At 38.1% G+C, this 12,112-nt stretch carries 10 protein-coding genes; 8 read left to right on the top strand and 2 right to left on the bottom strand.

Features of this window, described 5'->3' with window-relative positions:
- The first annotated feature begins 119 nt into the window (after positions 1 to 119).
- From BN997_RS22170 to BN997_RS08235, 5 genes are all read left to right on the top strand, one after another.
- On the top strand, positions 120 to 1,445 hold the full coding sequence (locus tag BN997_RS22170) for a tetratricopeptide repeat protein (protein ID WP_052484952.1): 1,326 nt from the start codon (positions 120 to 122) through the stop codon (positions 1,443 to 1,445).
- Positions 1,446 to 1,719: 274 nt separating this feature from the next.
- Positions 1,720 to 2,409 carry a GntR family transcriptional regulator gene (locus BN997_RS08250; protein ID WP_042531280.1) on the top strand — a complete coding sequence of 230 codons (690 nt, stop codon included), beginning with the start codon at positions 1,720 to 1,722 and terminating at the stop codon, positions 2,407 to 2,409.
- A gap of 149 nt (positions 2,410 to 2,558) precedes the next feature.
- Positions 2,559 to 3,635, top strand: coding sequence for a tartrate dehydrogenase (locus tag BN997_RS08245; protein WP_042531278.1), 1,077 nt, complete (start codon positions 2,559 to 2,561; stop codon positions 3,633 to 3,635).
- A gap of 229 nt (positions 3,636 to 3,864) precedes the next feature.
- Positions 3,865 to 4,992: a glycerate kinase gene (locus BN997_RS08240; protein ID WP_042531276.1), complete on the top strand. Its 1,128-nt coding sequence runs from the start codon at positions 3,865 to 3,867 to the stop codon at positions 4,990 to 4,992.
- 54 nt (positions 4,993 to 5,046) lie between these two features.
- Entirely contained in the window at positions 5,047 to 6,321 is a 1,275-nt protein-coding gene (locus BN997_RS08235) for an SLC13 family permease (protein ID WP_042531274.1), read from the top strand.
- Positions 6,322 to 6,534: 213 nt separating this feature from the next.
- On the opposite strand, the gene BN997_RS08230 is transcribed toward BN997_RS08235, so the two are convergent.
- On the bottom strand, positions 6,535 to 7,917 hold the full coding sequence (locus BN997_RS08230) for a sodium/glutamate symporter (RefSeq protein WP_042531272.1): 1,383 nt from the start codon (positions 7,915 to 7,917) through the stop codon (positions 6,535 to 6,537).
- A 25-nt stretch (positions 7,918 to 7,942) separates the two neighbouring features.
- Complete coding sequence (locus BN997_RS08225; protein WP_042531270.1) at positions 7,943 to 9,109, bottom strand: alanine dehydrogenase; 1,167 nt, start codon at positions 9,107 to 9,109, stop codon at positions 7,943 to 7,945.
- A 212-nt stretch (positions 9,110 to 9,321) separates the two neighbouring features.
- On the opposite strand from BN997_RS08225, the gene BN997_RS08220 reads away from it, so the two are divergent.
- The 3 genes from BN997_RS08220 (at position 9,322) to BN997_RS08210 (ending at position 11,883) form a co-directional block, all read left to right on the top strand.
- A complete protein-coding gene (locus BN997_RS08220) occupies positions 9,322 to 9,753 on the top strand; it encodes a MarR family winged helix-turn-helix transcriptional regulator (RefSeq protein WP_244882355.1) in 432 nt (143 codons plus the stop codon).
- A 3-nt stretch (positions 9,754 to 9,756) separates the two neighbouring features.
- Positions 9,757 to 10,779, top strand: coding sequence for a hypothetical protein (locus BN997_RS08215; protein ID WP_042531268.1), 1,023 nt, complete (start codon positions 9,757 to 9,759; stop codon positions 10,777 to 10,779).
- A 249-nt stretch (positions 10,780 to 11,028) separates the two neighbouring features.
- Positions 11,029 to 11,883: an aldo/keto reductase gene (locus BN997_RS08210; RefSeq protein WP_042531266.1), complete on the top strand. Its 855-nt coding sequence runs from the start codon at positions 11,029 to 11,031 to the stop codon at positions 11,881 to 11,883.
- Positions 11,884 to 12,112: the final 229 nt, after the last annotated feature.

Raw genomic sequence — 12,112 nt, 5'->3', positions numbered from 1 at the left:
AAATAAAACAACAAGCTCCTTCTATCATGAATAGAAGGATTTTATTAGTCTATATAACGACAAGGATAGAGCCAGAAACTTTATCCTTTTTCGACCGTAAATAATGAGGAGTTATCACTATGAGTAAAATAAAGAATGAAAGCTATTATAAGATTCTTGGCACCACTGCTAATATTGGTCAAGCAAGAATCGAAGAAAAATATCTGCAGGCTTTGGAAAAACATCCGCAGGAAACAGACCCAGAAGGCTATGCCAAAGTACAGGAAGCTTTTGAGGTTTTAAGAGATCCTGAGAAAAGAGCAGCTTACGATAATAATCGTAAACACGGCAAGAAAAAAACAGACGCTGCTTCAACCGGGAAGGCTGACCAACAGCATACACCCGAAGAAAATACAAAAGCAGAAGAAGTCAAACCGCTTGATGAAGCAGAACAATTAATTGCTGATGCAAAAAAAGCCATGGACAGTGGAGATAACCAAAAAGCCTTTGAAATCTATAAAAAATTAAATCAGCTCGTACCAGATAGCGGCGAAATTAAATTTAAGCTATTAAAACTAGCTAGTTTTAATGACGATGTTGATGAGATGGAAAAGATATTTTCAGAAATCATCCCGCTGACGACAAGCAACGAAGAGTTGCAGGTCATCTATACGTTAAAGGCTGATATCTACCAAGATAATGGCTATCCTGACAAGGCTATCGAAACCTACGAGGATTTATTGGAGAGGTTCCCAGAGCAAACATCCATGTTTGCCCCAGCGCTTGCACATCTTCACACTCAGATAAATCAGTATGATAAATCCATGCAAGTCATGGAACAATCTCAACCAGCAGAAGATGAGGATACCAAAACAACTACCGCATTCTATCTATCCTGGATTAATATTATCATTACGACAGAAAATTGGTCTATGCTATCTAAAATCATCTCCAAATTTAAAAAGCATCTAAAGCATGTTTCGGAAACGGATGATGTAAAAGAGCTGCAGGATGAACTGATGGAACAATATATGTATTTTCATAAAGCAGCACTATTTCAAGAGGCTGAGATTTACATCGGTTTAGCAGATGCTATTACCCGGAATAATAGTGACATAAAAAAAGCACATAATGAAACCAAAAAGCAGGCACGTTTGCAAAAAGAAATCAGCAGATTGTCTCGTGATATGCATGCTCATGCGCTGCTTTACTACAAAGCATATGAATGGTTCTACACCGGCAAAGTATCTGCTGCAAAAATGATTGCGGTAATGAATGAATTACCTGTCTACCAGAAACAGCAACTGGAAAATGACAACCAAAGCTATGCGGCAGGAATTCTGCAGTTGAAGAAAAAATATCCGCTTATTTATAAATCATTTCAGAATCAATGGGATACTTTATTTGAACAGTTAACTGTCGGACTTAGCCGGGAAGAGAAAAGGAATTTGCGAAAGAAGAAATAATTTATTTAAAAAAGAAATAGCTGACACTTTCACATTTTATTTGGCGAAGGTGCCAGTTTTCTTTTTAATATGAGCACCAGACTTAATCTGTTAGTTATTTCTCCACATAATTAAGCTTATGAGAAATCAATAAAACATTAAAGGAAATTCCGAGAATATACTCTTACTTCTGTTTATTTCAACATCTTTAGTATAATATGAATAGATCACGAAAAACATCTATGCTTCCAACTGCCATTTATTTTATCAGATATTTAAGAAGGAGCGGTTTTTTATGGATTTTCCATTACATAAAATAAAAGAAAACATTGATCACATTGAAGATTATAAGTTACCTCAACAAGCTTATTTGATACTTAAATCTGCCGTTCGCGAACTAATTTTATCGCCAGGAAGTATGTTTTTAGAACGTGAAATAACAGCATTTCTAGAAATGAGCAGAACACCCGTAAGAGAAGCATTTGTACGCCTGGAAACGGAAGGTTTAATTCGTTTAGTTCCTCGTAAAGGGTTTGTTGTAGAACCGATACGTCCAGAAGATTTAAAAGAAATTTATAGTGTTATCGTGGCACTTGATGGAATTGCCGCAGAAGCAGCTACTCAGAACGCCTCAGATAAAGATATTCAACAACTGCAAAACATGATTGATGAACAACTAGAGGCATTAGGAAATGAAGATTTAGAACGATGGTCCAAGCTGGATGATTTATTCCACCGCCAAATTTTAGATTTAGCTGATAATCATCGTTTATCAAATACTTATGAAACATTTGATGATCAGTGTCATCGAGCAAGACTCTTTACGATTCACGAAAGGCCCTTACCAAAACAATCCATTCAAGAACACAAAGCTATCATCGCCTGTATGATTGCTAAAAATGAGCAAGCTGCAAAGTATGTTATGCAAGAGCATCGAAACAGATCTCATACCGAAATTTTAAATATTCTACGCAAGGAAAACTAGCAGACAAGATCTTAAAATCTTATCTGCTAGTTTTTTAATGAATACATTAAAAGGGTTTAATGAACAAAAAATAAATAAATAAAATAAATATTGACTTTAACGTATACGTTGTTTAAGATATAAATAACTTAATAAAGGGAGGAAGCGTTATGACAAAAGCGTTTAAACTTGCAGTAATTCCAGGAGACGGTATCGGAAAAGAAGTAATTGCAGCCGGTATGAAAGTATTAACTTACTTGGAGGAACAATCAGACGGTAAATTTAAATTTGAAAGCGATTACTTCAATTGGGGAAGTGATTATTACTTAGAGCACGGAAGTATGATTCCAAAAAATGGTGTAGAAACTTTGAAAGATTATGATGCCATTTATTTCGGAGCTGTGGGTGATCCTCGCGTACCCGACCATGTCAGCTTATGGGGACTTCGTATAGCAATTTGCCAAGGGCTAGATCAGTGGGCAAATATCAGACCTGTGGAGTTTCTTCCTGGTATCAATCATCGTATCGCTCATCCAGATCCAGAAAGCTTAAATTGGATATTGGTACGTGAAAATTCAGAAGGAGAATACTCTGGAATTGGCGGAAGAAACTTTAGCGCTCGTCCAGATGAAAGAGAAGTAGCCATTCAATCTTCTATTTTTACAGAACATGGCTGTGAACGTATTATCCGTTTTGCGTTTGACCTTGCACGTACTCGAAAAAGAAAGAAGGTAACTAGTGTTACAAAAAGTAATGCACAACAATACGGAATGGTTTTATGGGATGAAGTATTTCAACGTGTCAGCAAAGAATATCCAGACGTAGAAACAGACCAATGGTTAGTAGATGCTATGGCTGCCCAATTTGTACTTAATCCAGATGATTTAGAGGTAGTGGTTGCATCTAACTTATTTGCTGATATTTTATCTGATTTAGGAAGCGCCCTTGCTGGCAGCCTTGGTATTGCTTCTAGCGCTAATTTACAAATCGACAAGCGGTTTCCTAGTATGTTCGAATCTGTCCATGGATCTGCTCCAGACATTGCTGGTAAAGGAGTCGCAAATCCAATTGGCACGATTGCCAGTGCTGCATTAATGCTAGAAGACCTCGGACTGCAGGAAGAAGCCAATAAAGTACATGAGGCTATCCGCCGAACAACTGCACAAGGTATTATCACTCGTGATATTGGGGGAACTAGTAATACAGAAGAAATTACAAATGCAATTATCAAAAATCTAACACTATAATGCACCCTTTATTTTCACGTTTTTCTAATATTTAAAGAAAACTTGGCAAGGCAAACCTGAAAGGCGCGGATTTCCTTAGTTGGGACTGGTACCGCGATTACCAGCCCTACCAAAACCGCGCGCTTATACTTTATTCCTGAAAGTTCTTTATGCTCTTTTAAAGCGCAATGATAAAAGGTACTGAGATAGGCTTATCTGAGTACCTTACTTTTTCATAAGGAGGAGACAAATGAAGATATTAGCTGCTGTAGACTCATTTAAAGGAAGTATCAGTTCTTCAGAAATTAATGACATTATAGCTAAAGAATTAGAGATTAAAAATTTAGAAGTTATTCAAAAACCTTTAGCTGATGGCGGTGAAGGAACAATGGATGCATTGATTGATTCGGGTGTTGCGAAAAAAATAGATTGTATGGTTATTGGCAGTCTGGGAGAAAAAATACAAAGCTATTATGCTCTGATGAATAATGGCACGGCGGTAATTGAAATTGCTCAAATTTGTGGCTTGCCAATGATTCCTGAAAATAAAAGGAATCCGTTGCATACGACTACATATGGTGTAGGCGAAGCGATTATGCATGCAATAAACCATGGGGCAGATAATGTGGTCATTACGCTTGGCGGAAGTGCTACAAATGATTTGGGAATAGGGATGCTTCAAGCCCTGGGCGTAACAATTACAGACGAATCTGATCAACCTGTTCCTTTGGGAGCTGCTGCTTTAAAAGACATTACACATATAGATTTTTCAACATGCTTTACAGCGATTAAAAATATTACATTATCTGTTATAACAGATGTGCAAAATCCGCTTTTTGGTCAGAATGGCGCTACATTTATTTTCGGCCCGCAAAAAGGAATCACACCAGAAGACGCTGTTGAAATCGAGGAACAAATACAGCGCTTATGTACCATTACCCCTATTTTAGAAAAGTATCAAGATACTCCAGGGGCAGGTGCAGCAGGTGGTTTAGGTGCTGCATGCTTAGCACTTGATGCTCAAATATTTGATGGTGCTGACTGGTTTATGGAAACGCTTCAAGTAAAAGAAGTCATTCATCAAGTGGATGTTGTTATTACAGGGGAAGGAAAATTAGATTCTCAAACATTGTCAGGTAAAGCTCCTATTAGTATTGCAAATTACGCACGCAGCTTAAATAAACCCGTAATTGCTATCGCCGGCAGTATCGACAGTTCTTTATTAACACGTTTTTACGAAAGCGGTATCAACGTTTGCTTATCCGTTATTCCCGGCGTTCAAACACTAGAACAAGCAATGGAGAGGTCACAAGTTCAGAATAATATAAGCTATATATCACAGCAAATAGCCACTTTTCTATCATGGCCAAAAAAGTAGTTTAGCAGTCTTTGTGTTTTAGCTTTTAAACGTTATAACTTTAGGGGGAATAAAATGAGTCCTGAAATAATTACGTTACTATTTTTAATATTTGCTATCATAATGTTCGCTTGGGAAAAAATCCCTTTATCTATTACAGCAATGATAGTTGCTGTGGGATTAATTTTAACAGGAGTATTAGAACCCGGCGAAGCTTTCGATGGGTTCGTCAATACGAATGTCTTATTATTTATCGCCATGTTTATTGTTGGTGGAGCATTTTTTGAGACAGGTATGGCACAAAACTTTGGGAGTATCATAACCAAATTTGCAAAAACGGAGCGGATGTTAATTGCCGTTATCATGGTAATTACTGGCCTTATGTCAGGTCTATTATCAAACACAGGCACAGCAGCTGTATTCATACCTGTTATCATTGGCATAGCAGCTAAATCCGGGTTTTCCAGATCCAGATTACTTCTCCCTCTAATTTTCGCAGCGGCTATGGGAGGAAATTTGAGTCTGATTGGCGCCCCAGGGAATATGATTGCCCAATCAGCTTTACAAGGTATAGGTTTATCTTTTGGTTTTTTTGAGTATGCAAAAGTTGGATTACCTATATTAATTATTGGTATCTTATATTTTTGTTTTTTCGGATACCGATTTTTACCAAATAATAAAGAACAAGCATTGAATGAAGACTCCATTTTCAATCAACAAATAGATTATTCAAATGTTCCCAAATGGAAACAATATTTATCTCTTATTGTTCTAATATTAACTGTAGCGGCGATGATTCTCGAAGATGTCATAGGTGTACCGCTGCATGTTTCCGCTTGGACTGGGGCATTAATTTTAGTAGCAACAAGAGTTATCTCAGAAAAAGAAGCAATGAAATCGATTGATATGAATACCATCCTTTTGTTTGTCGGTTCTTTAGCAATGGCAAAAGCTATTGATGTTACCGGAGCGGGAGCATTAATTGCACATTCTATTGTAGACTTTTTGGGAGATACACCATCACCTTATTTATTATTAGTTGTGATTTTAGCACTCTCTGCTGTGATGACAAATTTCATGTCCAACACAGCAACCACTGCTCTATTAGTACCGATAAGTTTATCCATTGCAACTTCTATTGGAGCAGATCCAAGAGCTGTACTGATGGCAACAGTAATCGGAGGTTCTTTAGCATTTGCTACGCCAATTGGCATGCCTGCAAATACAATGGTTTACAGTGTCGGCGGCTATAAATTCATGGATTACGTTAAGGCTGGCTCTCCAATGATTTTAGTCGGCATCATTGTTTCCATGTTATTGCTCCCTATTTTCTTCCCATTTTATCCCTAGGAAACTAGGTTAGAAATTACATTATTTCAATTAGCAGCGTGCTGTCTCATAAGAAAAGTTGAGAGCACCATTATGATAAATGTTTATTTAGCAGAATTGCTTTTAAATTTTATTTTTTAACACGAAATAAAATAGGTATAAGCAATTAAAGAAGAAGACCGGAATCTTTCACGAAGCCAGTCTTCTTCTCTTATTACTCTATTTCAGAACACATCATTCCTCCCTATCCAAAGGAACAGCCGGCCTTTCTCCCAACGGAATCTTCCAATACCACCATTTAAATATCCTCGCAATAACAAAACATGCTATCGAAATAGCTACATAAATACCAACAAACGTCCAATGCTGTCCGGTCATCAGCATAATCGGACCCGCCGACCAGGCAAATAGCTCCAACGGCGTATTTAACGGTCCAACGATCGCAGTATCAGTTAATGTTTTTGACTTATTGTTTGGATCAATAACTCGTAGCAGTGTTAGCCCAATAGCAAAAACACCGGTGGAATAGCCATATACAAAGATAGATCGTTCAAACCAGCTTTCGTAGTTCATACCAGGCCCGATTACGACGAGGGTCAATACAACGACAACCAGTCCTGAAAGCATTAGTAACGTCAACGGCAGCCAGTACTCTCTCACAACCGGAAGCTGAATCGATGCCACGCCAAAAAATACAAGATAATCTGTTGCAGAGCTTCCGATTCTATCTACTATTTTACTGTCTACATATTTATAAATCCCTTTTTTACCTCTTCCCAAAACAAGATACATCAATAACGCAATAATAAATGCAATCGTAAATGTCGGAAATTCTAAATTCCAGGTCTCTGCAATATAGTTATTTAATAAATATCCTAATCCGGCAGGAACCACCAATAACGCGACATGAAAAGCCAATGGGTCAAGTGCGATAGGCGATACGGTATCCTTCCCCATCGAGGTGCGGTTTTCAGGCTTTACTAATCCTGTTTTTAAATCCTCCGAAATTTCAGAGAAATCCTTTACATATTGCGTATAGCCTTTTCGTGTTGCCCATTTGATAAAAATGAGCCCGCCCAAAATACCAATAAGCATCCCGCCGGTGGCCGCTGTCATGCCTAAATCCGTTGCATTTTCCCAGCCTAGGTTCTCAAAGGTTGTTCCGATTGCTGCAGCTGTTCCATGACCTCCATAGAACCCGGCTGCTAATAGTAATCCAAACCCGTAATTGATCTCTGGAATAAATTTCGAAATAACGATAATGGCAAAAACAATTGGGATAACGATTTGCAGAGCAATCCCCAAAATCTTATAAATCGCATAGGCGCCCATCCGGTTAAGATCCTTTTTCATATTGCCCGGTGAAAAGGAAAAACCATTAATCCCTACTGCAGCAAATACTAATATCGTAATAACGCCCGCATAAGAACCAATATGTTCGGAAAGCGGCAAAATATTTAAAAAACTGGGTCCCAATGCCAGACCCAGAAATCCCGCCAGCAAACTTGCAGGAATAAAACTTCGTTGAATAAATTTCAATTTTGCGCGCAGAAACATTCCTAATAAAATAAGAATACTTGCACACGCAAAATCTACTAATAATGTGTTTATCGTCATCTAGTCTCCCCTTTTCTTGGTTGTATTAAATCTTTAAAAAGTTAGTTGATCTTGTCCGCGTTGCCGGCGGCGCAAAGTCTATTTCTTCCTCCTGCAGCTGGAGTACATCTTCCGGACGTGCCCATGGCCGATTTTGAATAGCACTTGTTTCTTCATGTGTTAAGTAGCCTTTATAGGCTGTTAAGCTTCTTCTCAAAAAGCCGTCACGAATGCAGGCCTCCTTCACGCCATGGTTTAAAATAGAACGAATATGCGGAAGCACGGAAGCTGCATAAGCTACTGAGGTAGAATTCGCAATCGCTCCCGGAATATTACTTACACAATAATGCACCACACCATTTTCAACATACATCGGATCTTCATGTGTTGTTTCGCGGAAGGATTCAATGGCACCATCTTCATCATTACTAATATCTACAATAACAGAACCCTTTTCCATTAAGTGAAGCATCTCCCGGTCAATTAAATAATCTTTATTTTCTTTCGGCCACTTCACACAGTTAATCACCATATCAATTTCTGGGAGCAGTTTTTTAATATTCTGCTTTGTGGATAGTTGCGTATTTACCTTTTCGTTATATGTCCTGCCGATATCTCTAAGTACCCCGTAATTTACATCCATCACTGTACACCAGGCGCCTAAAGATTGCAGAACCTGCAGGGAAGACCTTCCAACTAGTCCGCCTCCCAGGATAAGTACCTTCATGCCGGGAGCGCCAGCTAGACCGCTGACAAATTTTCCTTTTCCGCCATTGATTGTCAGCATCGCATTTAACCCCATCAACGCACCCTGCTTTCCAGCTGCTTCACAATTGACGGAGCCAAAACGATGGGAATCCTCTGCAGTAAACGCAACACTCTTGCTGTCGAGAATAGCCTGTACTTGCTCCGGATGCGCCGCCGGATGAATACATGTATAAACAATCTGGTTTTCTCTTAATAATCCATACTCACTTTCTTCTATTTCTTTTACTTTGGCAAGAAAATCACAGCGCTTGTACATTTCTTCTATTGTATCTACCATCTCCGCACCTTCTTGCTCATACTGTTCATTCGTAAAGCCGGCTGAAAAACCAGCATCGTTTTGAACTAAAACGGTATGTCCATCTTCTTTAATGGCAGCCGCCTCAACAGGAGTTAACACCACACGGTATTCTCCTATTTTATTATCCTTTAACACACCAAAAATCATTTCTATTCCTCCAATATCTTTGTGAAGCATTTCTAACATATATATTAATCTAATTAGTATTCTACACATTTAGTCACTTAACAAAGTATAGAATATATTACATGAAATTTCAAAATTATTTTCATTACACATGAGCCCTTAAATTAAAAATACTTTTTATTTAAATTGCTTTATAGTTAAGATAACTTAATTATAAAGCGAGGTGTTTTATAGTGGACTCAAAAATAAAGCTTATTCAAAAAATCAATGCTTCACAAAATCAGCTGAATATCCAACTCGCCAGCAGATATGAGCATGAACTCGATAACCAGCTTACCGCAAAACAAGTGTTACTATTAGAATTGATTCAAAACGGAATTGCTTCCACCAAAGATTTATCCCAGCATTTAAACACTTCTATGAGCGCCGTTAGCCAGCTGCTGAATAAATTGGAAGCGAAGGAATATATCACGCGTCATATTAATAAAGAGAACCGTCGTGAAATCATTTTAAATTTGGCACCGAAGGCAGAATTGTATTTTGATAAACTGCAAGAGCTTAACGATGACATCAATTATCATGTTTATGGGCAGCTTCCTTTAGAGGATTTGCAACATTTAGATCGAATACTTAGCCATTTAAATACCATTGTAGAAGAGGTGTAGTTGATGAATGTGATTCAAAAAGGTAAGTATCTGTGGCTGCTGATACTCAGTCTCATTTTGGTCAGTAATTATATGCTGTATCAAACAGCGGTCGGAGCTGAGGTTTTACCGCCGGAGACTAATCCGGTTGTTTTAGGCTCGTTAATTGATTTAGTTATTATCGGGCCACTATTTTTCATGCTGTATAGAAAGAAATTCTCTATCAAGACAGCTGTTTTATTCGCAGCAGCAGGCTGTATAATAGCAAGACTTCTTATTCCCTCTCACTTGTTAGGCCCTTATGCAACAATTACTTGGGTCGGGATAGGTGCAGAAGCAGCATTGGTGCTTTTTGAGCTTTTATTTGTTATCGCTTTTTTCCGATACCTTCCTAACATCATACAAAAAGTGAAAACAAGCGCATTGCCAGTTATTTTTTCATTCCCAAAAGCAGTGGACCATTATGTAAAGAATAACCCGATTATCCATGTGATTTGCTCGGAGTTTTTGGTTTTTTACTATGCGCTTTTCACTTGGAAAAAGACACCGCCAAACGGGATAACACTCCATAAAAAATCAAACTTTATCGCCTTTCAGATTATGATGATTCATGCAATTATTGTGGAAACGCTCGCTATTCATTGGTGGCTTCACGAAAAGTCTATTGTTATTTCTATAATTTTATTGATTCTTAATATCTATTCGGTGATTTTTTTGATAGCGAGTATTCAATCCATCCGCCTGAATCCAATATATACAGATGAAAAGGCTCTCTATGTATCATTCGGAATATTAAAACGGGTCAAAATTAATTTTCAGGATATTGAGAGCATAGTAGAGGATCCTGTTGTTTTGAAAAGTAAATTAGAAAAGGATACCATTGATTTTATCGCAAAGGATTTTGAGCAGGTTTATCCAGATATGATTTTAAAAATGAAAAATCCAGTTAAAGCAACTTTATTTATGGGGATTCAAAAGGAATATTCCAAGATCGCCATTAAGTCAGATGATCCGGAAAAACTGAAGGCTGTTATTTTTGCTAAGTGACAATAATGATTGATTACGAAGATCTCCTCATTCCAACAATCTGTACCGAATTAGTGTAGGATTTTTTTAAATTGGGTATAGTAATTATGGACATCCTAGCAAGAGATGTAAACATGAAATACGGGTAATGTGACCTGAGTTTGATGATTGACCGGAAGCTCTGTTGCTGAAGGCAGCTTGTTGTTTTCATAATGGCAGACATCTATCATTCTCAGCTTACATTACAAAGTTTGTAAAGGAGATGAGATTGTGACTGTTAGTCATAACGGTTTTATTCTAAATGATGGTTCCGTACTTCCCTTCGTAGGACTAGGCACGATTGGTATTGACGGGGATCAGGGTACATTTGAAATTTTAAACGCCTTGAACCTGGGATACCGTTTAATCGATACTTCTACAAACTATAACAATGAAGGTATTGTCGGGGAAGCCGTGCGTCGATCTGCACTCCCAAGAGAAGAAATTTTAATCAGTGCGAAATTGCCCGGCTCGCACCATGAATACGATAAGGCATTTATCTTTATTCAGGAATCTCTGCGCCGCATGGGTCTAGAATATTTTGACAAGTATTTAATTCATTGGCCGAACCCTAAAGACGGCAAATATGTAGACGCTTGGAAGGCTTTAGTCGATGCTCAGAAACAAGGATTAATCAGAACCATCGGTGTTTCTAACTTTGAACCCGAACATTTAGATAACATTATCGAAGAAACAGGTGTGACGCCTGCTACAAATCAGGTAGAACGTCATCCGTATTTTCATAATAACCGCATGGTTGAAGAAAATGAAAAACGGGGCATTCTTACGGAAGCCTGGAGTCCTTTTGGCCGGGGTTATCTGAATGACGTGCTGGAAAATGCCACAATAAAAGAAATTGCGGATAGATACGATAAAACTCCGGCACAAATTATTGTGAATTGGAACTATCAGGCTGGCGTATTTACTATTCCAAAATCAAGCAATCCAATGCATCAAAAAGATAATATCAATAGCACCAACTTTGAATTATCTCCTGAGGATATGAAAACAATTGATTCGTTGGATAAAGGGGAAGACGGCCGTGTAGAAGGACAGGATCCCAACGAATATCACGAATATGTATAGACCGGCCATTTTTTGGCATTACAGCCTTTTAAATGAAGGGAAATTTCCTTTAGCGGGCATTTTTTGACGCATAAACATTTTCGATGGAGCGAGGAATCGTCCTATCGAAAAACGTTGTCTCAGACGTCTTGAGGACCTGTGTTCTGCAGGGGCAATCCAAACAGAGCCATTACCAATGAAAAAACTTTAAAAAACAGCCGTGCTTCCTTTTAACATGTAGGAGGCACGG

This window comes from Oceanobacillus oncorhynchi (assembly GCF_000821065.1).
GTDB lineage: Bacteria > Bacillota > Bacilli > Bacillales > Amphibacillaceae > Oceanobacillus > Oceanobacillus oncorhynchi.
The sequence above is the reverse complement of the archived record's forward strand: the minus strand, read 5'-3'. Positions and strand labels throughout refer to the sequence as shown.

Coding starts and splice junctions, on each gene's coding strand:
- BN997_RS08215 (WP_042531268.1), top strand. CDS start 9,757: ATGAATGTGATTCAAAAAGGTAAGTATCTGTGGCTGCTGATACTCAGT.
- BN997_RS22170 (WP_052484952.1), top strand. CDS start 120: ATGAGTAAAATAAAGAATGAAAGCTATTATAAGATTCTTGGCACCACT.
- BN997_RS08225 (WP_042531270.1), bottom strand. CDS start 9,109: ATGATTTTTGGTGTGTTAAAGGATAATAAAATAGGAGAATACCGTGTG.
- BN997_RS08240 (WP_042531276.1), top strand. CDS start 3,865: ATGAAGATATTAGCTGCTGTAGACTCATTTAAAGGAAGTATCAGTTCT.
- BN997_RS08245 (WP_042531278.1), top strand. CDS start 2,559: ATGACAAAAGCGTTTAAACTTGCAGTAATTCCAGGAGACGGTATCGGA.
- BN997_RS08230 (WP_042531272.1), bottom strand. CDS start 7,917: ATGACGATAAACACATTATTAGTAGATTTTGCGTGTGCAAGTATTCTT.
- BN997_RS08235 (WP_042531274.1), top strand. CDS start 5,047: ATGAGTCCTGAAATAATTACGTTACTATTTTTAATATTTGCTATCATA.
- BN997_RS08250 (WP_042531280.1), top strand. CDS start 1,720: ATGGATTTTCCATTACATAAAATAAAAGAAAACATTGATCACATTGAA.